Raw genomic sequence first — 21,407 nt, forward strand, 5'->3', positions numbered from 1 at the left:
ACCTTGGCGGCCGCGCTACCCTGTCGAGTCGAACGATGCACTGACCAGTTGAGACCAAGATGGTTTTTCGAACGCCGGGGTGATCCCACTTCGGCCCTCATGTGCCACTTAACCGGGGTTGAACCCGCCGATATGGCAGTAGGAGTAGTTGTCGCCCTGGATCCAGGTGCCACCCTCCATCTTGCAGAGGATCTGACCGATCCCGCTCATCACAGCCGACCCTGTCATCAGCTTGCTGGAGCCAGCGGTGGTGATCGCCTCTGCCAGATCGAGAGCCGCCGAGCCCGTCGGGATCGGGACCACAAGGTCGGCGATCGGGGCCGAATCGGTGGGCGTCGCCACGGGATCGAGGGTGAGCGGTGCCGCGGTGGCGGTGCCGGTGGCGAGGGTGGCGGTGGCCAGGGTGGTGGCCAGGATTGTCGAGACTCGATGTGTCAGGGTGGATTTCATCGGCCGGGCTCCTTGATGGTTCTACGTCGGCAAATTCTAAAAGGAACGTGTTTCAGAACTGTGCCGTGAATTCTGGGGGCATGGGCCGGGTGAAAGGTGTGTTCAATCGCCGGGTTCGACCCTAACGATCGGCCACCGTCTGTTTGGGGTACACCCCATGCCGACATCTGTTCGGACAACGATCAGTGATCACCCGGGGCATCGTCGGTGACTGCGACTCGGGCCCGCGCAGCGCGCAAGGCAGAGGACAGCAACGCTTCATGTACCAGGTGACAGGATTCTTACTGGAACCCCTTACGGCCAGCCGTGTGTGTTGGCGGTGCAACCGGTAGGCGAGAGCATGCACAGCAGGAGGGCGAGGGCGCCGTTGAGGATCCCGACCGATCCGCTGGAGGAGCCGGTCTCCGCGACCGGGGCGACTGGAGCGTCGGCGACGGCCAGCGGCGCGGCCACCGCCTGTCCGGTTCCGACGGTCAGCGCGGTGGCAATGCCGACTGCCGCAATGAGAGTGCGCATGCGGGAGAACCCTTCGATCGAGCGTGGGGCAGAACCGCTCGGCCCCACCGCCGAAGAGTTAATCATTTCCATTTCAAAATATCTGACGGATTCCGCGCACACGGTGGCCCCGAATTCCATGGGGTTGAGCGACGGCTTGCCGGTGGTCGAGCTGTTCGGAAAACGATGGTCTGACGAAGGCGGACACCCCGATCTGATCGCCCGCGCTTGCCCATGTACCAGTGTTCGGAAGTCCGTTCGTCAACCAGGTCGTCTCAAGGTTGATCGTCGCGCAGAATCTTGTCCATGTCCGGGCGGGTGCGCAAAGCCAGTGTGCAGGCGAAGAGTTCGATGTCGTGGGTGGGGCGGTGGGCAGGCCGGGCTCGGTTGTTCACTGCGGTCATGTGGGCGCTGGTGATCGGTGTCGGCATCGCGGCGCTCGCGTACGCGGTACTGAAGCTGGAGATCAAGACCAACGACAATCTGGCCGCGCCGATCGACATCACGAAGCTGGCGTTGACGGTCGTGGGTGGTGTCGGTGGCGCGGTCGCGCTGGTGGTGGCTTACCGGCGCCAGCGTGATCTCGAGCAGAACCGGTTCGTCGAACGGTTCGGCGCGGCGGCCGCTCAACTGGGTTCGGCCTCGGTCGCGGTCCGGATCGCCGGGGTGTACGCGATGGCCGGCGTGGCCGACGAGTCGACCGGGTCCAATCGTCAGCAGTGCATTGATGTGTTGTGCGGGTACCTGCGGCTGCCCTACGACCCCGCCCACGGCGGGTCTGGACGTACCAAGCGAGTGACCAAGACCGTGGTTCAACGCGATGTGGTCAGCCGCGATGTCGAGGTCGAGCAGGAAGAACACGCCGAGTATCGGCAGGACGACCGGGAGGTGAGACAGACCATCATCCGGGTCATTGCCGACCACCTACGCGCCGACGCTACGCACAGCTGGAGCGAGAACGCATTCGACTTCCGCACCGCTCGTTTGGAATCCGCAGACTTCAGCGGTGCCCGGTTCATGGGGATCGGGCGCTTTGCAGCAGCAGTATTCTCCAGCAACACGGACTTCGCGAAGGTGGTCTTCTCTGGCGACACAGATTTCGCAGGCGCGACCTTCTCCGGCAACACCTCGTTTGAGGGAGCGACCTTCTCCGGCAACACCTCGTTTGAGGGAGCGATCTTCTCTGGCACCGAAGGCTTCATGAGGGCGACTTTCTCCGGCACCACCTCCTTCATCGTCACGGTCTTCGCCGGTGCCACCTATTTCACAGGGGCCAACTTCGCTGGCGATACCCACTTCGCGACGGCGATCTTCGCCGGCGACGCGAACTTCATGGGAGCGACTTTCGCCGGTGCCACCCACTTCGCGGGGGCCGACTTTGCCGGCGACACGGGCTTCACGAATGCGACGTTCTCCGGCATCACGGACTTCACGAATGCGACGTTCTCCGACACCAGCGAGGTGTCGTTCGTGCTACCCGAGCAGTGGGATCCAGCGCCTGTCTTCGATTGGGACGGCGACAGCACACAGAAGCCTGACAATGTGTGGCCGCGGGACTGGCCGCCGACTGTTTGGGCGGCCAGTCCCGCTACAGCTTGAGTGTTGAGAATCGGTCGACTTACAACACCCGCGACGCCTCGGTGCGGTGCGGTTCGCAGTCCCAGGTCGCCCGAATCGGGCATGTGTCTAGAAAACGTGTCGAAAAGTATTGGTGTCCAACAAGTCTTGTCGGCCCTTTAGGGGGTAGGGCTCATCCGCTAGAAATCCGGCGGTAGTGCCGCTGCACCCGGCCCGGGGGCTCTGCGAGGCGGTGCCGGCCACCGGCCGAGGGCGCCACCGCGGCCGGGCGCTCGACGGTGGGTGTGTCCAGCAGGACGTGCAGGCGGGCGATGAAGGCGTCGATGCTGCCGTAGCGCGCGAGGATCTGCGCGAGCAGTTCGTGTGCGGTCAATCCCATCAGAGCGGTCATTTCACCCCGTGAAGGTTCACCGACCGGTTGGGCCGGGTCTGATCGGCATTTTGCACGACAATCTCGATCACTTAGCTAATTCCGAGATATCGGTGACCTTCCGTGCCTGGACACTCTCGATTCGTGCCATCAGCGCGGTATTCGGGCCGCTCCAGCGCCAGATCTCGATACGGTGCGGTGCGGGTGAGCTGATCGTGGAGCGTGGCGGGAATCAGGGTGCGGTTATCGCGCCGCATTCTCACGTCGGATCACCCCGGCCGGGGTCAACCGTGGACGACTCCGGAATCGATGCCCGCTTCACCGACTCCGAGCGGCGCATCGTGCTCGACGGCTGGGTGGATCCTCCCGCAGATCTCTTCGGTCCACCCGGCCTGAGCAGCAATCGGATCGTCACGGTGGAAATGGTCGTGTCATGAGCAGGTATGGATGCGCGCCCCGCGGCAAGGCCGCCGGGCACTGGTGGTGGTGAGGGCATGTACCGTCTCGCCGACCTGCACGTACTGTGTGCCCAGATCCATCGGTGGCAGTCCATGGCCGCCATCGGTGATGAGCTGTACGACCGCTACCCGCAACTGTTGCCGCTGCTGACCGTCCTCGACGGTGCCGCCGATCTCGTCCAGGCCGACATCCAGATCCGCCGCCGACTCCTCGACGCCGACATCTACAGTCGCACCGCCGATTTCACCACCATCCCCGATCGGATCCGTCGGCGCTGGCGCGCCACCGCCGACGACCTGCTCCCGCGCGCCTACCTGCGCTATCAGTGCGCCGCGATCGCCGCGGCCCACACCGGTCACACAGATCGTGTCCAGTGCTGAGCTGCGGCAGCGAGCACTCGGATCGCATGGCCGCTATCGGCGGTGTGGCCGGACTGCTCGGTCGATGATCCGGGTCGAGCAATCCGCGACCGCCCGCGGCGTCGAACTATCGAACGGTGACGAGATCGGTCTAGGGGGAGTGCCCGAGTGCAGATGTTCATCAGCGGCCGGGTCAGCCGCTGCGGTAGCGAGGCCCACGTCGTCATCGGTGCACCGTGCCCGGTCGCCGGGTCCGCCCGCGGTGACCAGGTCTGCCACGTCGAAATCCGCTGGAAGGACACCATTGTCCGGCTGCGCCCCCAGCCGGGATCCACGCGGGCGGCGCTGGACAACGCGCTGGTGAGGTCACCGAGCATCTGGGCATCGACCTGACGGGGTTGCTCGCGCACGTCGCGATTGGGCCCGCGGTGCACGAGCCCCAGGCCTGGTAGGGGTCACCGTAGTATTCGCCGAATTTCGGGCGGATATGGCGTAGCTCCGGGGTGTCTTCGCGGTTCGGCATGCGGCGCAGGATGGTTGGTGATTGGCTTGGCGGCCGATGAGATCAGGACGCCGTCCACGATGAGGTCGGCATCAGCCGAGCAGAGTTGCGAGGCGGCGAACGTCGGCCCCGGTGCCAGCGCCGCCGTTGGGTCGGGCAGGAATTCGGCCAGTTCGGTGAGAGCGAGTAGATACAGCGACCGCATCTCGGTGAGAGCGTCGCCGGGAGCCAGCGCGAGCAAGGCCTCGGTGGTGAACCGGTCGCTGCGAATTGGTTCGGCCAGTGGCGAATTGGGGAGGACCGACGGGTTGCGGTACAGCTCCGTACACAGCGCCAACGCCCAGCTTTCGCGGTGACCAGTTTGCTGCATGATTTCTGCCGGGTCGTCATCTCGGAGTCGTGACTGGACCATGAAGCCGAGTCGTAGCGAGCGTCCGGTGAGTCGATGTTCGCTGAGACCGGCGAGATCGGCTCGTCGTCGGGTTATCAATCTTACTGATTGGGCGGTAAGGGCTTTTCCACTGAGGTAGCCGTGTTTGGAAGCAATCCGCGCCCTCAAACGACGACTCTCGAACGTCATCTACGTTCGGATGCTCACCGATCAACGACACCGCGAATGGGCAGGCCCGGGAGGGCAATCGAGAACGACTCTTGACTCCAGCGCGACCGGTTCCAACCCGCACACCGATCCTTCGGACAAGCCACATCCCAGACCCAACAAACAGGCTAACCCCGCACCCTCACCAACGTCTTGACATAGAGGGGAGCCATAACAGCGCATTCGCGAGGCGCTTGCAGCTGCCCGCAATGCGTTGTGCCGCTACGCGGCATCCGAGAGCAACTGAAAACGCGACACGGGACCAGAGTGCCAGCCAGAACGCTCAACCTTCGCCAGACACGCCCTAGGGATCCGGCCAACGGCTTCGAGTCAGGTCCGTTTGCGGCTCGCGATCTCGTCAGAGAGCTGCTGCATGTGGGCGGGGTCCGCGTCCCGGGCAAGGGCGACGTAGTGGTCCATGACGGCCGGACGGTAGCGCACGGGCAACGTCTGTCCTGGGGCGAGTCGGGTGAGCTCGGTGATCGTGAGGCCTTCGTCTGCGATACCGCGGAACGAGATGCCATCGGCGGTCTCCACGTCGAGCATCAGGACCACGCGTGGATTGCTGTTGACCTCCCGCCAGTCGACGAGAACGCCGAGCGCAAGCGCCCCCGTACGCAGTTCCGCATTGCGCTTGCGTGCATCACTGCTCATGAGCGGGTTCGGGGCGACGCCCGGGAAGTCAGGCCCGACGCCGAGCGATTCCCGACTCAGGTCAGGCCTGAGCTTCGCCATCACCTGGTCGAGCGTCATCTTCGAATCGTTGCGCTTCTTCTTCCAACCGAACATCCTGGCCCCTCCCTCACACCGGTGCCGGAATCTCGGCCTGGCGCTTCGCGCTCACTGCGATGGTACGGCGCGGCCATTCCCGACCTCCGTCGCATCGCCCCGTCCCGATGGGGTCGCCATCTGCGGTCGTGGACGGGCCCGGTCGGTGCACCTGTCCGGGGCATCGGAGAGCAACTGAAACCGCGACACGCCTCAAGCAACCCACCTGAACCCTGCCCAGTTGGGAGACACGCCCTAGGGCGAAGAAGCGTCTCAATCTTCAGGTTCGGGGACGACTTCTGCTTGATCGCGGAACCACTTGAGCGATGCGTCAAGATACGCCTCACCATCGAGTGCCACCAACGAGATCTGGTCGGGGTCATGCACGTAGGAGATCACCTGACCGACCTCGCCCCCCGGGCCCGGGTCGCAGTCGGCGAACAGGACGATCGTGCTCCCTCCAAAGGCTGCGAATGGCACCCACGTGTCGAGGAACCAGCCCGCGCGGATCCGACCATCGCGAGGTACCGACTCCTGCCAGCCCGCGAAGTTCCCCGCAATATCACGCAGGCGATTGCGCAACGCAAGGGACTGCGACACGGACAGGAAGTCCGCACCGGTGAAGAAATCTGGCCGTGTGAACACCGGACTGCAGACTGGCCCGCCGTCGGCGACTCGCCACAGATCGACGAGCCAGTCCACCACCCCGTATCCCAGCGACGCGAGCATCGCGTCACGACTCGTGTCCGCCAGCGGGGCTCGCAAATCCAGAGAAGCATCAAGTTCCGTGTATATCTGCGCAACAGCGCCGAGATAGGCGCGAGGTGTCGTCATGCGCTTAACCTTTCACTCCCAAGGCACGTGGGTGCCGGCGCTAGTAGCACCCCCGGGCCAGCTTCCGGATTCCAGGGCCGCTCGGGGGGCTCACACGCCGTTGCTGGAGAAGTCGTTGCTGCCGGGCGTGGTCTTCGCGGGGTACGTGACACGACCTTCGCGACGCAGCCGCCGCATCCTGCGGCCGAGCAGGAAGAAGACCAGCGTGAACACGACCAGGCCGCCGGCGGGGATCGCGACCGCCAGGAGCAGGCCTGCGTGTGCGCTCATGGGGACCATCCTGCCTGTCGATGCTCGCACCGGCCGCTGAGCGGCGGTGACGTTTCCAGATCGTCTGCCACGGCCCGAATTCGGCAGGCACAGCACGGCACACCGACCCCGTACCGGTAGACGATGCCATCGACGACCCAGTGGTTGTTGCGGAACGGACGTCCACCCTGTTCGCTGACAGACGGCAGCAGGGGCGATAAACGCCCACTGGGCGTCGGACAGGTACTCGGTACGTGACACGCGAGGCCAGTGAGTGACAGGATGCTTATCTTCCTACCTCCGGTCGCCACCCCACCCTGCCGCCAGGTGCACTCCTGCACTCGAAGATGGCCCATGCCGCAAGATATTGACGTAGCTCCAGATCCGGGAGCTGGCCGCGGTGGTGTTGGTGACGAACGCGGTCAACCGGAGCCCGTCGCGGTCGGTGAACCGCAGTTGGGCGCCGGGATACGGTCTCTCCTTTCTGATGACCAGGCGCATGCCGGGCGGCCAGCCCGACAAGTCAGTGAGACCGGTGGCTTCGGCGACCCAGGCTCCGTCGCGGACTTCGCCGTCGGCGTCGTAGGCGGGGTCCAATCGGCAGTGCTCAGGTGAGCGTCGAGGGCCTCGAGATGTCGTCGGTGAGGGTCACGGTGATTTCTCGATGCCGCCAGGTCACTGGTGTTTCCGGCAACACCGACACCACCGTGATACCAACGGTTCTGGGAAACCACGGCGTGACAGGATCCGTCGGGCTTTTCAGAAGGTGAACTGGTCGCCGTAGGCGGTGGTCTGCGTCATCCCTCGGGCGGTGGTCACGGTGGCGGTGACGAAAGGGACCGCCGATACCGGAGAGGCGCATTGGACGACGGTGAGCGAGGTGTCGCTGAACCTGATGTGAAACGGGAAGGTCGTGTGCGCGTCCAGTCTGGCCGTCGCCGTCGTCGCTTTGGTGATCTGGCCGGGTCCCAAGTCTCCGGCCAGGACTTCGGACAAGCCCAGTATTCCGCCGATTGTGGGGTCGAGATCGATGCTCACGCTGGGCGGGCTGGCCGAGGTGGGCACGCCGGAGACGCTCGGCGGGCTGACCGAGGCGCTGGGAGAGCTGATCGAGGGGGACATACTGCCGACCAGCCCTTGATGGGGGTCGATCCCGACGGTGACGCCGCCGTCCACGCTGATCCCGCAGCCCAGGATGAATCCCGCGACGGCCTGACCGGAGGTGATTTGGCCACCATCCACGGTGACAGAGTAATCGCCCGACATCTGCGCGGCATGCGAGAACGTCATGAGGAAATTCGGTGTCCGATCACCGGGCGGGTTCGCCCCGACGCTGTCAACCGACGCCGTCAGATGAACTCCCCCGCCAGAGATATCCCCGCCGGGCGGCTGGGCGCGGCCGAGTTCGGCGCCACTGGCCTTGGCTCAGCATGGCCGGCCTTGTCGCGACCGTAGCGGCGGCCACGGCGACGGTGAACGAACGTCGCATGCCTTGAGCCTTCCGGTCCGCGACGATCACAAGAACAAACCCACACGGGATACCGCTTGGCAAGCGTAAACGGTGGCACCGGCCAGGCGTCGCCACAGCAAGGCGTGTCCAAAAGCGCATCCGCGTCGGCCCCGACGGACATCGACACCGACCCGCGGCGACCGGAGAACAGGCTTCGCGGTTCGGGCCGTCTTCAGGATTGCGGGTTCTCCACGCTGGGCATCAGGCATCCTCACTACGGCAGGTAGGAGCTCGGCGACCTGACCACGAACCCGACAGATCGGGCCAGGGTGAGGTCGGACTGTGCCGGTCCTGGTCTCGTGGGGCAAGCAGTCTCGTGGGGCAAGCATCGGGGCCGGTGCCCATGCCGAAGTCGGTCGCCGTCGACCTCGACCGACGAGAACGGTCGCGGTGGGAGCGACCCAGTCCCACGCCATCACCAGATTCCGCCCGCCGCGGGATCGGTCCGGTTCTGGGCTGCTCGTTCTCAGCGTCGCCACAGCGGGTGCTCGCTACGGTGGTCTGCCGTGACGGATATGACGACATCCCGGGTGGGCGAGACCAGGCGCATGCTGAGCAAGGTGCCCGAGGTCACGGTGTGGTTCTGGGCCATCAAGATCCTGTGCACCACGGTGGGTGAGAGCTTCGCCGACTGGATCAACACCACCCTCGGCGTCGGCCTGAACCTCACCGCTGCGCTGTTCACGGTGGTGCTGGCGGCGGTGCTGGCCTGGCAGGTGCGGCTGGACCGGTATGTGCCGGTCGTCTACTGGCTCACCGTGGTCGTGCTCAGCGTCACCGGCACCCTGTACACCGACATCCTCACCGACAATCTCGGCGTCCCGCTGGCGTTGAGCACTTCTGTGTTCGCCGCGCTGCTGGCGGTCGTGTTCGGAGTCTGGTTCGCTCGCGAGAAGACGCTGTCGATCCACAGCATCGTCACCGTGGGGCGCGAAATGTTCTATTGGCTCGCCGTCCTGGTCACCTTCGCCCTCGGAACCGCCGCCGGTGATTGGACGCTGGACGCCACCGGATGGGGACCGGGGACATCGGTGCTGCTGCCGGCCGGGCTCATCGCCGCGATCGCCGTCGGCTGGCGGCTGGGCGCGAACGCCGTGTTGTCGTTCTGGCTCGCCTACATCCTGACCCGGCCGCTGGGCGCGAACCTGGGCGACTGGTTCGCCTCCCCGCGCGTCGATCACGGCCTCGGCGTCGGCACCGCCGGCACCAGCGTCATCTTCCTGGCCGCCATCCTCGCGACCGTCGTCTTCCTCACCCGGACCCGCGCCGATGTCATCGACGCCGACCAGCGGCCGCGCACGACGGCCCCGACCGGCAATCCCGTGCGGGAACGAATCATGCTCGGCTACTACGCGATCGTCGCGATTCTCGCAGGCGCGCTGTTGGTGTGGGCAGCCGGGCAGCCACATGCCGCGTCCGCCAACGAGGAGGACGGATCGCCCACACCGGCCACCGCCGCCCCGGGCCAGGTGAGCGCGCACTTCCCGCTGGTGGAAGTCGCGAAGTTCCGCACGATCACCCAGGACACGCAGGCCCTGGTGCAGGCCGGCAAGCAGGCCGAGGCCAAGGCCCGGATCACCGACCTCGAAACCGCGTGGGATCGCGACGAGGCGGGCTTGAAGCCCCTCGACGGGTCCGCGTGGAAGCTGCTCGACAGCCAGATCGACGAGGTGCTCCACGCGGTCCGCGCCCCCCACCCCGACCCCGCGACCGAGACCCGGTCCCTGGCCACCCTGCTGGCCACACTCGGCTGACACAACGACAACCGGCTCGCTGGTTCGGTCAGCCGATGGTGCACGGCATCACCAGGCCAGAGTCCTCTGACGAACCTGAACGCGCCGCCGGACCCGGCTGGCGTGGAGTAGCGCCCGGAACACTCGACATACCGCATTACGGTCGAGCGCGGCGGATGCCGTGCTCGGGTGGTGTCGAGATTCACCGATACCGCTGGACGGTCTGCACGGCCGTGGTGGTGTCGAAATTCGCCGATGAGTGATCTCAGAATTCACCCTTACGGCCAGCCGTGTGTGTTGGCGGTGCAACCGGTAGGCGAGAGCATGCACAGCAGGAGGGCGAGGGCGCCGTTGAGGATCCCGACCGATCCGCTGGAGGAGCCGGTCTCCGCGACCGGGGCGACTGGAGCGTCGGCGACGGCCAGCGGCGCGGCCACCGCCTGTCCGGTTCCGACGGTCAGCGCGGTGGCAATGCCGACTGCCGCAATGAGAGTGCGCATGCAGGAGAACCCTTCGATCGAGCGTGGGGCCGAACCTCTCGACCCACCACCGCAGAGTTAATCATTTCCATTTCAAAACATCTGGCGGATTCAGTGCGCCGAGAGCCCCGAATTCCATGGGGTTGGGCGGCGATTTGTGGAGGTACCCGCGCCCCTTCCGATGACGGTCGGGCTGTTCGGAAAACGATAGGGCGATCGGTCAACTGACCAACTGTGCCGTAGGGATGTCACTCCGTGCCGCTTCCTACGGTGGCCGGACTGTTCGGAAAACGATGGTGGGATCTCCAAGCCACAAGTGACGCATACGGTTTGCCCCGCCTGCGACTGCCTCTCGGTAGCCCGACCCTCAGGTTTCAACCACTCGGGCGAGGTGGGGCTGCGGTAGTCATCGGCCTTCTGCGCGTGGGCTCGGCGAGCCGGTGCCGGCCACCGGCCGCGGGGCACCACCGCGACGGGACGCTCGACGGTGGGTGTGTCCAGCAGAGCGTGCAGACGGGCGATGAAGACGTCGATGCTGCCGTAGCGCGCGAGGACCACCATGGCTTACTCCTGTTCTTCGGGCTGATGGTCAGGACGCAAGGCGCTGATCGACCGGCCCGGACGTGGTTACGAGCGGGCGCTCGCCATGCCTACGGCGAATGTCAAGGTGCCCACGATGACCCCGCAGCCGGTCACCAGGAGGAGCAGCCCCGAAGGCGTGTGTCCGATGACACCGCCGAGCAGATAGAAAAGCGTGGCACGCACGGCCACTGCGGCCGGAATTCCCAGGGCGGCGGCGGTCACGGCGGCGCGGACAGCGCGACCTTTCCGGTTCAGCGGCGAGGCTGGGGTGATGAAGACGATGAGGTGGTTGACGAGCATTGCCATCCCGAAGAATCCGCTGGTGGCGACGACTACTGCGAAGAGGACCAGCGTCGGGTCGGTCCACTTCTCGCCGTGAGCTTGCAGGCCGGCGATCGCTGTTCCCGCGGCCATGGCCGCCGCCGCCGGAACGGCGATGTCGTGACGGCGGATGAATGCGGTGATCGACCGGTAGCAGACGGGACCAACAACGGCCCGGCCGCCCCAGAGCCTTGTGGCGAGCGGTTCGATGTCATCGAGCCAGTCGCCGTCGTGCGATCGATCGGGCAGCAGCTGCCGTACCGCTTTTCGCTGGACCATCAGCCCGGCAGCGGTGGCGGCCGTGAGGACCGCGAGTGCGCCGATCAGCACCGGTGTGGTCGGCTTGGTCCAGACCGCATGATTCGCGCCGACCACGACCGCGATCCAGTCGGACGCCACGGTCACCGCCACGAGCCCCGTGGTCGCTGTCGCCGCCCGGACCAGCTGTGCCGCTCGGAAGGCCGGCTGTGACCGGTGGCGGCCGGTACGCCACAACAGCATCCGCAGCGCCATCAGCAACAACATCGCCGGAACCACGAATTCGGTGAACGACACCACCACGTCGTACGGGTCGGTTTGCCACGGGCTCGCCGAACGCACACTCTTGGCCTGCGTCGTGGTCCAGGTCAAGGCGACGAAGCACACCCCCGCCACGAAGGAGCCGGTCAGCGCCGCATTCACCGCCCTGGCGGCCTCGCTCTCGACCGATTCCACCTGTACACCCATATCGCTACCACTCCTTTCGACCAGGCAGGGCTGGTCATCACCCGCATAGTACATTTCGCGTACTACGCGGCGTGTACTACGCAGCGTGTACTAGTCTGCGATGAGGGTCGAACGAGGAGGTTGTGATGCTCGCCAACGACGCACAGATATTGGTCCTGTGCGCACTCGCGGAGGGTCCGTTGCACGGCTACGCGATCAACGCCGCGATCGAGCAATTCGCTGGTGAGCGGCTGGGACCGGGCAGTCTGTACGGGGCTTTGGCACGACTGGAGGCCAAAAGGCTGATCGAGGCGATGGACGGTGTCGGGCGGCAGCGCCCGGTGCGCCTGACTCCTCAGGGCGCCGCGTTGCTGGAACGGGAACTGCGGGCCATGGCCGAGGTGTCGAGGACAGGGCTGCGACGGCTGGGGGTGAGCCCAGCGTGATCACCTGCACGCGCGTTCTCGTGCGGATGTTGTATCCGCGCCCCTACCGTGACCGGTGGGGCGAGGATCTGTGCGAGGCGGCGCAGGCCGAAGGGTGGCGATCCTGGCCGAATCTGGTGGCGAGCGCGGTCACCATCTGGCTGCAGCCGGCGATCTGGCCGTCTGGCCATCGCGGGCAACGGTCCGCTCGTACGGCGGCGATGGTGCTCGCGGTCGCCGGGTGTGGATGGTTCCTCGCGAATCTCATCACCGAAGACGCCGACCCCTCCCTCAGATGCGTGCTGCAAGTCTGCTCGGTGGGCCTGCTGGCGGGATGTGCCCTGGTGACACCGGTGCCACACCCGAACCCGGCCGCGCTGGCGGCGGTGGTGCGACGGTCCATCCGGTACTTCGCCGTTCCGGCGGTGCTGATCGCGGCCGTGGTGTTAATTGTTCACGGCGGAGTGCTGCCCGCAATCCCGCCGCTGCCGATCCGGCCCGCCATCGTGGGATTGTGGTGGGCCGGCTGGCTACTGGCGGTCGGCGCCGGCTCACGAGCCCTGGCCAACCTCGGGCCGGAATCCGCCGTCGCACCGGGTGGCTGCCGAGCGGGCGTGGGTTGCGTGATCCTGGCTGGCGTGGCGGTGGCCGCCGGTGCGGTCATGGTGACCGCCGCGTTCTCCGGCGCCGGAGTAGATCCGTTCGCGGCCGTCTGCGGCACGTTCACGCTGACGTTCGCGTTTGCGGGAGCTGCGGCACTGTGCGAGCTCCCGGCCCTCGCCGACGACTGACCGCCCCCGAGCACCCGAAATCACCCTTCCCACAACAGAACAGGACATACCGGCATGCGAATCACCGACCCGGGGCGTATGTCGAACATCGTTGGATTTTCAGCGAGTTCTACTGGAACCCCGAATAGCCAGCATGGGCGGCGGCAATAGCCGCCGCCCATCGGGGACGAGACTTGTTGTAGTTCAGCACTGCTGTTGTAGACCGATCCTGGCAATCAGTACCCTCGATACTGGCCGGTGGTCGAACCCGGCACAGGGGGAATGATGAGCGCGCGATTGCTCGGGGCCGCGGCGCTGACAACGTTCGTCGGCGCGGCGCTGCTGGACACGGCTTTTGTCTGGTCCCCGGAGCCTTGGCTCGTCTGGCCGGGAGCGGTGCTGTTCGTGGCAGGAATACTGGGGATGTTCGTTCTTGCCCCATGAACTGACTCCACCGCAAACCCGGTCGAGTCAGTAGGTACGGGGTCCGCGCTTTTCCACCATGTCGGCGATCTCGGCGAAACCTGGTGGGGGCCACGGGTGGGCGAGGTTGTCGCGGGCGCCGTCGAGGGTGAGGACGGTGCCGGAGAGGTAGTCGCCGGCTGGGGAGGCGAGATAGGTGATGAGCCAGGCGAATTCCGATTCGGTGCCGTAGCGGCCGAGGGGGATGGTGGTGAGGGCCGCTTCTGCTACGCCGGGCGGATATTTGCCGCGGAGGGCGCTGGTGTCCATGTGGCCGGTGGCCACGGCGCACAGGCGGACTCCGAAGCGGGCCCATTCGACCGACAGGGTGCGGGTCAGGTTCTCGACCGCGGCGCGGGCGGCGGCGGAGTGAGCCAGGCCCGGGAAGCCGTGGTGGGGGGAGAGCGTGACGTTGAGGACCTTGCCGGAGGACTGGGGGATCATGGCTTTCGTGACCGCGGCGTGGGTCATCAGCCAGGTGCCCATGATGTTCAGGTCGAGGACGGTGCGGAAACCCTTGGGGGTGATGCGTTCCGCGGGGCACATGAATTGGCCGCCGGCATTGTTGACCAGAGTGTCGACGCGGCCGTGGCGTTCGACGACCGTGTCGAAGAAGTCGTCCACGGCGTACTCGTCGCGGATATCGAGGGGGTATGCGGCGGCTGTGCCGCCGAGCGCGGCGATGGCGGCGGCGGTGTCGATGATCGGTTCGGGGCGGCGGCCGCACACCACGACGGTGGCGCCGCAGCGCGCCAGTTCGAGCGCTGCGGCGCGGCCCAGTCCGGTGCCCGCGCCGGTCACGACACAGACCTGACCGGCCAGGACCTCTGGAGCGAAGATCCGGGAAGTCACGCGAAGCCGTCCATACTCGACAGCACGCGCATCATCACCTCGTCGGCGCCGCCGCCGATGGACAGCAGCCGGCTGTCGCGGAAGAAGCGGGCGGTCCAGGTTTCCTCGATGTAGCCGATGCCTCCGTGCACCTGGACACACCAGTCGGCGACCTGGCGGGACAGGCGGCCCGCCTCGAGTTTGGCGATGGTCGCCATGCGGGTGACGTTGCCGCCGTCCATGAACTGCTCGGCGATGGCATGGTTGTAGACCCGCAGCATGTCGACCCGGGCCGCGAATTCGGCGTACTGGTAGGCGAGATACTGCTGGGAGCTGAGCGGCTGCCCGAATATCTTGCGCTGCTTGGCGTAGTCGCGAGTGCGTTCGAGGGCGATCGTCATCGTGGTCGGCACCGAGTAGCAGCCCCACATGCGCTCCATGACGAACTGCTCCATCTGCTGCTGGAAGCCGCGGCCGACGGAGCCGATGGTGTTTGCGACCGGGACGCGCACGTCGTCGAAGGACAGCACCCCGGTGTCGGAAGCGCGCATGCCGAGCTTGTCCAGTTTCTTGGCCACCGTGAAGCCGGGGCTGATCGTCGGCACGATGATCTGGCTCATGCCGCGGTAGCCGCCCTCGTCGGAGGTGCGGACCAGCACACACAACCAGTCGGCCTGAACGGCGTTGGTGATGAAGATCTTCGAACCGTTGATGATCCAGTCGTCGCCGTCGCGGCGGGCGTGGGTGCGCAGTCCCGCCACGTCGGAACCGGCGTCCGGCTCGGTGATGGCGACGGCCGCGATCATCTCCCCGCGCATGGCCGGCGCCAGATAAGCCTGCTTGAGTTCGTGGGTGCCGTACTTGTGCAGTGACGGGGTGGCCATCGCGTTGTGCACGCCGAATGCCATGGGGAACGAGCCGTTCTCGACGCGGCCCAGCTCCTCAGCGAGCACCAGTGTGAACAGGTGGTCGGCGCCCTGGCCCCCGTAGACCGGGTCGTAGTCCAGACCGACGAAGCCCAATTTCGCCATCTCGGAGATCAACTCGTGCAGCGGCATGATGCCCGCCGCTTCCCACTCGTCGATGTGCGGGTTGATCCGCTGTTCGACGAATCGGCGGACGGAGTCGCGGAACTGGTCGTGCTCGGGAGTGAAGACAGGCATGGGTCACCTATTCGTTCGAAGTGAGTTCGGCAGAAGCCAATTGGAGAAACTGCGCCGCGGGAATGTGCACCGGCATATCCAGCAGCTGCTGCGCGGCCGCCTTGCCCTGCGGATCCACGCGCAGGGAGAGCGTTCCGCCCGCGCCGAGCCCTTGGCGCAGTAGGAAATTGACGCCGTGGATGCCGGGCAGGGCGTACCGCTCCACCCGGGCAGCGCCGAAATGCGCCAGCCACTGCGCCACGCGGGCGGCGGTGACCTGGCGGTGAATGATCGGCTCGAGTGCCGGATCACGGGCGATGATGCCGATGTTCACGTCGGCGCCCTTGTCGCCGCTGCGCCCGTGGGCGATCGCGATCAGCGGGACTTCGACGGTCTCCCCGTCGAATTCGGAGCCTTCCCAGTCATTCGGGGTGGTTTCCGGTGCATCGGCCCCCCGCGGCCGCTCGATCGCACGACACAGCCCGGCCGGGACGTCGCGCGGATCGATCGACCGGCCATCGACCAGGACCGACGCGGTCACAGTGTCGCGGGGCACGAGGAAGCTGTCGAGGCGCAGCACCGGCGACGGCTTCGGCAGCGCGCCACCACCACCCATGCCCGGAGGCCCGGACAATCCCATACAGGGGAACTCGCGAATGAACGCGCTGAGAGCGGCGGGGTCGTCATGGTGCACCGCGACGCGGATCATGACCTCGCGCGCGGTCGGCCGGGCGGCGTGCGGGCCGTAGGTGTCCTCGGCCCCGATGATATCGATGTGCTCGGCCCGGAAGTCCGCGAAACCGCGCGCGGACAACAACTTCCGGCCCCGGACGAGCAGGTCGGTGGCGACCCGGCGGGCCTTGGGCACGGCATCGCGGCCGCCGAGGAAGATGAGGATCTGGGTGCGCGACCCGTCGGGCACCTGGGCGCAGGCCTTCAGCGTCGGGGTCGGGGGCAGTCCGCGCGCGCCACTCACCCGGACACGATTCGGGCCGGTCTCCTCGACCCGCACCTGCGTCCAGTCGCACACGACATCGGGCAGCAGGTAGGCGGTCGGGTCGCCGATCTCGTACACCAGCTGCTCGGTGACGGTCCGGCGGTCGACGAGTCCGTCGGTGCCCTCCGGCGTGGTGACGGTGAAGGCGCCGTCGGCGGTCACCTCGGCGATCGGGTAGCCGCTGGTGGCCCAGCTGGTCGTGGACTGCCAGTCGGTCAGCAGACCGCCCGTGGACTGCGGGCCGCATTCGAGCAGATGACCGGCCAGGCTGCCCTGCGAAAGCCGGTCGAAATCATCGACAGCCCAGTCGAATTCGTGGATGAGTGGGCCGAGGACCAGTGCACTGTCGGCGCAGCGTCCGGTGATGACGATATCCGCGCCCGCGTCCAGCGCGGCGGCGATGGGCCGCGCGCCCAGATAGGCGTTGAAACTGACCGGATTATCCGGGACTGCTGTGCCCCTACTCATTTCGAGAAGCTTGGACGAGCGGAGGGTATCCAGGGCGGGCATCAGGTCATCGCCGGTGACCGTCGCGATCGAGACATCGACGCCGGCCCGGGCGGCCGCCGCGTACAGCACAGCGGCGGCGGCTTCCGGATTGATGCCGCCGGCATTGGTGATCACCCGGATACCCCGGGACCGGAATTCGGCCAGGTTCGCGGCTATGATCGCGATGATGTCGCGGGCATACCCCTGATCGGGATCCTTCATCCGCGCCTTTGTCAGCACCGCCATAGTGATCTCGGCGAGCCCCTCGTAGATGAGATAGTCGCACCGCCCGTCGGCCAGCAACTGCGGTGTGGCGAGGTAAGAGTCGCCCCACATGCCCGCCGCGCCGCCGATGGTGACGACCTTCCCAGCGGCTACGCCGGTTGTTCGCTCGCTGCGCTCGCTCATGCGGTGTACCCGAACATCTTCGCGGCCCAGTCGGCGAGCGGCTCGCTGGCACCGCCCCCGATGCGGAAGATCCGCGCATCCCGATAGTGACGTTCGACTTCCGTTTCGCGCATGAACCCCATGCTTCCGTGTAGTTGGGAGGCCTGGTCGACGACATACGAGCAGGCATCGGCCGCGGCGATCTTGGCCAGGCAGGTCTCGGCGACGAGCTGCTCGCCGGCGTCGTAGCGGGCCGCGATCGCGCGGGCGTAGGTGCGGGCCAGTTCGATGCGCTGGCGCATCTCGACCAGCTTGTGCTGAACCACCTGCCGGCTGATCAGCGGCCGCTCGAACGTGATCCGCGACTTCGTGTGCGCCACCGTCAGATCCAGACAGCGCTGAGCCACCCCGCACGCCTGGATGGCCAGCGACAGGCGCTCCGACATCAACTGGTGCATGAGCAGCACGAATCCGCCGTTCTCCGGCCCGACGAGGTTCTCGACCGGCACTCGGCAGTCCTGGAAGGCGAGTTCGGCGGTATCCGAACAACGCCAGCCCAGTTTGTCGAGCTTGCGTGAGACCGTGAATCCCGGTGTGCCGGACTCGATGACGAGAATCGACAATCCGCCCGGACCGGTTGCACCGGTGCGGACCAGGGTGGTCACGAAATCCGCGCGAGTGCCGGAGGTGATGAACATCTTGCTGCCGTTGACTACGAAGTCCGAGCCGTCGCGGCGGGCGGTGGTTCGGGTGGCGGCCAGATCGGACCCGATATCGGCCTCCGTGACACCGAGCGAGCCGATCTTCTCACCGCGCAGCGCGGGCTTCACGAATCGTTCGATCTGATCCGGAGTCCCGAGCCTGAGCATGTGCGGCACCGCCACCGAGTGGGTGAACAGCGAGGCCAGCACACCGCTGGACGCCCCGCCCGCCACCATGCCCTCGGCCAGTACCAGGCTGTCGACCAGCGAACCGCCTTCGCCGCCTACGTCCTCCGGGTAACCGACGCCGAGCAGCCCGGCGGCGGCCGCCTTCTTCGCAAGCTCGCGCGGCACCAGGCCGTCTCGCTCCCAGTCGTCGAGGTGGGGGGCGATCTCGCGCGCGGCGAATCCGCGCCCGGATTCCCGCAACGCCTGTCGCTCTTCGGTTTCGAACGGATCGCTCACTGTTCCTCCTCCTTCGCGATGATGCGCACCAGCACCTCGTCCGCGGCGACCTGCTGTCCGGCATCGGTGATCTCGGCGATCACGCCTGAGATGTCCGCGGTGACGGGACGTTCCATCTTCATGGCCTCCAGGACCAGTAGCGCCGACCCGGCGGCGACTTCGTCGCCGACCGCCGCGAAGACGGCCGTCACCGTGCCGTGCATGGGCGCGGCCAACACTCCGCTGCCACCCGACTGCCCGGCATCCGGTGGGGTGAGCAGGGTGTCGCGCAGATCGAGATCCCGATCCGGCAGTGCGAGCAGCACATGGCCCGGTTCCGGCTGCCGCCCGCCGACGCCGACGGCGACACCGTCCAGGACGAGCGGATCGCCCAGCCGAGCATGGTGGGAGTGGCCGTCGACCATGACCTGCAAGCCGTCCTCGGTGCGCTCGAGCCGAATCTGGTTGTCGCCGAACCTGATGACCGACGACCGGACCGCAGCATTGCTCCACCCGGACAGCCCCGGGGAGCGTTCCTCGGCGGCGCGTTCCCGTTCGCGCTGTAGCCAGGCCGCCGCGATCGCGAGGTGACGAGACGAAACGGACTGGGCCGCGGTGAGATCGACCTCGTCGAGGAAAGCGGTTGTGGCCCCGCCGGCGGCGAATTCGGGATGCCGCAGGACGGCGGCGAGGAAACTCCGATTCGTCGTCGGGCCCAGTACGACGGTCTGCTCGAGCGCGGCGATCAGCCTCCGGACAGCTTCGTCGCGATCGGAGCCGTGGGCGATGATCTTGGCCAGCATCGGGTCGTAGTGGCTGCCGACCACGCTGCCGGTGGCGATGCCGGAGTCGACCCGCACTCCGGCGCCGGTGGGTGGCCGCCATGCGACGATCTCCCCGGTGGCGGGCAGATATTCGTTGGCCGGGTCCTCGGCGTAGAGGCGCACCTCGATGGCGTGCCCGGTCGCGCGAACCTCGTCCTGACCGATGGTGAGCCGTTCGCCCTGCGCCACCCGCAGTTGCCAGTCGACCAGGTCGAGCCCGGTCACCAGTTCGGTTACCGGATGCTCGACCTGCAGGCGGGTGTTCATCTCCAGGAACGAGAACTCGCCGTCGGTGCCGAGCAGGAACTCCACCGTGCCCGCGCCGACGTAATCGATGCTGCGGGCCGCCGTGACCGCGGCCGCGTACATGCGTTTCCGCAGTTCGGGATCCACTGCGGGACTGGGTGATTCCTCCACCACCTTCTGATGGCGACGCTGCACCGAGCAATCCCGTTCGCCCAAGGCGATGACGTTGCCGTGCTCGTCGCCGAGCACCTGGATCTCCACATGCCGGGGCCGCAGCAGCGCCCGCTCCAGCAACAGGACATCCGATCCGAAGGCGGACAACGCTTCCCGGCGTGCCGCGGCGATCGCGGCGGGGAGATCCACAAGATCGGTGACCAGCCGCATGCCCTTGCCGCCGCCGCCCGCCGAAGCCTTCACCATGAGCGGGCAGCCGATCCGCGCGCCCTCGGCGACCAGCGTCTCCTCGGACTGGTCCTCGCCCTGATATCCGGGCAGCATCGGCACGCCGGCCGCGGCCATCAGCCGCTTCGACGCGGCCTTGTCACCCATGGCGCGAATCGCGTCCGGGCGTGGGCCGATGAACACGATGCCCGCGTCGGCGCACGCCTGCGCGAATTCGGCGCGCTCGGAGAGGAAGCCGTATCCCGGGTGAACAGCCTGTGCCCCGGTGGTTTTGGCCGCGTCGAGCAGCCGGTCGGCGTCGAGGTAGGACTCCCGGGCCGGACTCGGGCCGATGCGGACCGCAATATCGGCGGCCTGCACATGCGGCGCACCCGCGTCGGCGTCGGAATATACCGCGACGGTGCGATAGCCCTGGGCCCGCGCGGTGCGGATGACACGGACCGCGATCTCACCGCGGTTGGCGACCAGTACCGTATCGAATCTCATTGCGGCACCGCCCAGGACGGATCCCGCTTGGCCAGGAATGCCGCCACGCCCTCGCGCGCCTCGGCGCCGAGCATGGTCGCGGCGAACCGGGCCGCCGCGAGGTCGAGGAGCGCTTCGCGCGGCAGGTCGAACGCCGCGTGCGCGAGTTCCTTGGTGAGAGCGTTCGCGCCCGGCGCGCAGCGCAGCACCTGCCGCACCGCGCGACCGACGGCTTCATCCAATTCCGCACTGTCGGCGACGATTTCGTCGACCAACGTCAGCCGGTGCGCCTCCTGCGCATCGATCACCGCGGAGGTCAGCATGAGCCGCCGTGCATGGTGCGCGCCGATGCGCGCGATGACGAACGGCGAGATCTGTGCCGGGGTGAGCCCGAGCTTGGTCTCGGTGAGGGCGAATCGGGTCCGGGCCGTGGCGATGACGATGTCGGCGATGGACACCAGCCCCATGCCGCCCGCCATGGCAGCCCCCTCGACCGCGGCGATCACCGCGACCGGCAGCCGATCCCACGCCGCGAGCGCGGTGCCGTAGCCGCGGTTGACCGCGGCGATCTGCCCGGGATCGGGGGCATCGCCCTGGAAGGTGTCACGGAACGACTTCAAGTCGCCACCGGCGCAGAAAACGCCGCCCGCGCCGCGCAGCACCACCGCACGCGCGCCGGAGCGGGGTACGTAGTCGGCGATGCGGCTGAGGCCGTCGAGTGCGGCCGCGGTGAGCGGATTGCGCTGCTCCGGACGATTCAACGTGACGTACAGGACGTCGCCGCGGTCGTCGAGCGTGATGTCCTCGAGATCGGGAAGTGCGGTTGTCAT

The 21,407-nt window shown here is 66.9% G+C and carries 24 protein-coding genes and 1 pseudogene; 8 read left to right on the forward strand and 17 right to left on the reverse strand.

Translation table 11 applies throughout. The features are described from left to right. Positions 1–108: 108 nt before the first annotated feature. Both ACYVKL_RS30410 and ACYVKL_RS30415 read right to left on the reverse strand, forming a co-directional pair. Positions 109–450 (reverse strand): hypothetical protein, encoded by a 342-nt coding sequence (locus ACYVKL_RS30410; protein WP_379173182.1) that lies wholly within the window; start codon positions 448–450, stop codon positions 109–111. Positions 451–744: 294 nt separating this feature from the next. After that, positions 745–966 carry a hypothetical protein gene (locus ACYVKL_RS30415; RefSeq protein ID WP_379173185.1) on the reverse strand — a complete coding sequence of 74 codons (222 nt, stop codon included), beginning with the start codon at positions 964–966 and terminating at the stop codon, positions 745–747. A gap of 285 nt (positions 967–1,251) precedes the next feature. Between ACYVKL_RS30415 and ACYVKL_RS30420 the strand changes: the two genes are divergently transcribed. After that, the gene (locus ACYVKL_RS30420) at positions 1,252–2,544 is read left to right on the forward strand and encodes a pentapeptide repeat-containing protein (RefSeq protein ID WP_460773514.1); all 1,293 of its coding nucleotides are present in this window, start codon (positions 1,252–1,254) and stop codon (positions 2,542–2,544) included. A gap of 151 nt (positions 2,545–2,695) precedes the next feature. Here ACYVKL_RS30420 and ACYVKL_RS30425 read toward each other — a convergent pair whose 3' ends face one another. Continuing rightward, entirely contained in the window at positions 2,696–2,914 is a 219-nt protein-coding gene (locus ACYVKL_RS30425; protein WP_379173192.1) for a hypothetical protein, read from the reverse strand. Between the two features lie 8 nt (positions 2,915–2,922). Here ACYVKL_RS30425 and ACYVKL_RS30430 point away from each other — a divergent pair, with 8 nt between their 5' ends. The 3 genes from ACYVKL_RS30430 (at position 2,923) to ACYVKL_RS30440 (ending at position 4,104) form a co-directional block, all read left to right on the forward strand. After that, positions 2,923–3,330, forward strand: a complete 408-nt coding sequence (locus ACYVKL_RS30430; RefSeq protein WP_379173194.1) for a hypothetical protein — start codon at positions 2,923–2,925, stop codon at positions 3,328–3,330. Positions 3,331–3,336: 6 nt separating this feature from the next. After that, positions 3,337–3,732, forward strand: a complete 396-nt coding sequence (locus ACYVKL_RS30435; RefSeq protein ID WP_379173196.1) for a hypothetical protein — start codon at positions 3,337–3,339, stop codon at positions 3,730–3,732. A 147-nt stretch (positions 3,733–3,879) separates the two neighbouring features. Next, the gene (locus ACYVKL_RS30440) at positions 3,880–4,104 is read left to right on the forward strand and encodes a hypothetical protein (protein ID WP_379173198.1); all 225 of its coding nucleotides are present in this window, start codon (positions 3,880–3,882) and stop codon (positions 4,102–4,104) included. 62 nt (positions 4,105–4,166) lie between these two features. Here ACYVKL_RS30440 and ACYVKL_RS30445 read toward each other — a convergent pair whose 3' ends face one another. The 6 genes and pseudogenes from ACYVKL_RS30445 to ACYVKL_RS30470 form a co-directional block, all read right to left on the reverse strand. Further along, positions 4,167–4,793 carry a site-specific integrase gene (locus ACYVKL_RS30445; RefSeq protein ID WP_379173200.1) on the reverse strand — a complete coding sequence of 209 codons (627 nt, stop codon included), beginning with the start codon at positions 4,791–4,793 and terminating at the stop codon, positions 4,167–4,169. A 348-nt stretch (positions 4,794–5,141) separates the two neighbouring features. Beyond that, positions 5,142–5,600 (reverse strand): hypothetical protein, encoded by a 459-nt coding sequence (locus ACYVKL_RS30450; protein WP_379173201.1) that lies wholly within the window; start codon positions 5,598–5,600, stop codon positions 5,142–5,144. Positions 5,601–5,852: 252 nt separating this feature from the next. After that, on the reverse strand, positions 5,853–6,413 hold the full coding sequence (locus tag ACYVKL_RS30455; RefSeq protein ID WP_379173203.1) for an SMI1/KNR4 family protein: 561 nt from the start codon (positions 6,411–6,413) through the stop codon (positions 5,853–5,855). 90 nt (positions 6,414–6,503) lie between these two features. Beyond that, on the reverse strand, positions 6,504–6,683 hold the full coding sequence (locus tag ACYVKL_RS30460) for a hypothetical protein (protein ID WP_379173205.1): 180 nt from the start codon (positions 6,681–6,683) through the stop codon (positions 6,504–6,506). A gap of 349 nt (positions 6,684–7,032) precedes the next feature. After that, a pseudogene (locus ACYVKL_RS30465) lies at positions 7,033–7,253 on the reverse strand (IS1380 family transposase); the annotation flags it as partial. 168 nt (positions 7,254–7,421) lie between these two features. Next, a complete protein-coding gene (locus tag ACYVKL_RS30470) occupies positions 7,422–8,036 on the reverse strand; it encodes an MspA family porin (RefSeq protein WP_379173432.1) in 615 nt (204 codons plus the stop codon). A 651-nt stretch (positions 8,037–8,687) separates the two neighbouring features. On the opposite strand from ACYVKL_RS30470, the gene ACYVKL_RS30475 reads away from it, so the two are divergent. Further along, positions 8,688–9,926, forward strand: coding sequence for a COG4705 family protein (locus ACYVKL_RS30475; protein ID WP_379173207.1), 1,239 nt, complete (start codon positions 8,688–8,690; stop codon positions 9,924–9,926). A gap of 257 nt (positions 9,927–10,183) precedes the next feature. On the opposite strand, the gene ACYVKL_RS30480 is transcribed toward ACYVKL_RS30475, so the two are convergent. Then, positions 10,184–10,405, reverse strand: a complete 222-nt coding sequence (locus tag ACYVKL_RS30480; protein ID WP_379173185.1) for a hypothetical protein — start codon at positions 10,403–10,405, stop codon at positions 10,184–10,186. 606 nt (positions 10,406–11,011) lie between these two features. Beyond that, positions 11,012–12,013, reverse strand: a complete 1,002-nt coding sequence (locus tag ACYVKL_RS30485; protein WP_379173209.1) for a hypothetical protein — start codon at positions 12,011–12,013, stop codon at positions 11,012–11,014. Positions 12,014–12,138: 125 nt separating this feature from the next. On the opposite strand from ACYVKL_RS30485, the gene ACYVKL_RS30490 reads away from it, so the two are divergent. The 3 genes from ACYVKL_RS30490 (at position 12,139) to ACYVKL_RS30500 (ending at position 13,631) form a co-directional block, all read left to right on the forward strand. Continuing rightward, complete coding sequence (locus ACYVKL_RS30490; RefSeq protein WP_379173211.1) at positions 12,139–12,438, forward strand: PadR family transcriptional regulator; 300 nt, start codon at positions 12,139–12,141, stop codon at positions 12,436–12,438. Further along, positions 12,435–13,208, forward strand: coding sequence for a hypothetical protein (locus tag ACYVKL_RS30495; RefSeq protein WP_379173213.1), 774 nt, complete (start codon positions 12,435–12,437; stop codon positions 13,206–13,208). Before ACYVKL_RS30490 ends, ACYVKL_RS30495 begins: the two co-directional genes overlap by 4 nt. Before the next feature lie 264 nt (positions 13,209–13,472). Then, positions 13,473–13,631, forward strand: coding sequence for a hypothetical protein (locus ACYVKL_RS30500; RefSeq protein WP_460773522.1), 159 nt, complete (start codon positions 13,473–13,475; stop codon positions 13,629–13,631). A gap of 27 nt (positions 13,632–13,658) precedes the next feature. On the opposite strand, the gene ACYVKL_RS30505 is transcribed toward ACYVKL_RS30500, so the two are convergent. Genes ACYVKL_RS30505 through ACYVKL_RS30530 form a run of 6 tightly spaced genes read right to left on the reverse strand, consistent with a single transcriptional unit; the run spans position 13,659 to position 21,407 of the window. After that, the gene (locus ACYVKL_RS30505; protein ID WP_379173216.1) at positions 13,659–14,501 is read right to left on the reverse strand and encodes an SDR family oxidoreductase; all 843 of its coding nucleotides are present in this window, start codon (positions 14,499–14,501) and stop codon (positions 13,659–13,661) included. After that, positions 14,498–15,643 (reverse strand): acyl-CoA dehydrogenase family protein, encoded by a 1,146-nt coding sequence (locus ACYVKL_RS30510; protein ID WP_379173218.1) that lies wholly within the window; start codon positions 15,641–15,643, stop codon positions 14,498–14,500. The genes ACYVKL_RS30505 and ACYVKL_RS30510 overlap by 4 nt, the downstream gene beginning before the upstream one ends. Before the next feature lie 7 nt (positions 15,644–15,650). Continuing rightward, entirely contained in the window at positions 15,651–17,516 is a 1,866-nt protein-coding gene (locus ACYVKL_RS30515; RefSeq protein WP_379173220.1) for an acyclic terpene utilization AtuA family protein, read from the reverse strand. Further along, a complete protein-coding gene (locus ACYVKL_RS30520; RefSeq protein WP_379173222.1) occupies positions 17,513–18,661 on the reverse strand; it encodes an acyl-CoA dehydrogenase family protein in 1,149 nt (382 codons plus the stop codon). Before ACYVKL_RS30520 ends, ACYVKL_RS30515 begins: the two co-directional genes overlap by 4 nt. Beyond that, entirely contained in the window at positions 18,658–20,598 is a 1,941-nt protein-coding gene (locus tag ACYVKL_RS30525; protein WP_379173224.1) for an acetyl/propionyl/methylcrotonyl-CoA carboxylase subunit alpha, read from the reverse strand. Before ACYVKL_RS30525 ends, ACYVKL_RS30520 begins: the two co-directional genes overlap by 4 nt. Further along, positions 20,595–21,407, reverse strand: a complete 813-nt coding sequence (locus ACYVKL_RS30530) for an enoyl-CoA hydratase/isomerase family protein (RefSeq protein WP_379173226.1) — start codon at positions 21,405–21,407, stop codon at positions 20,595–20,597. The genes ACYVKL_RS30525 and ACYVKL_RS30530 overlap by 4 nt, the downstream gene beginning before the upstream one ends.

The organism is Nocardia tengchongensis, from assembly GCF_054781395.1.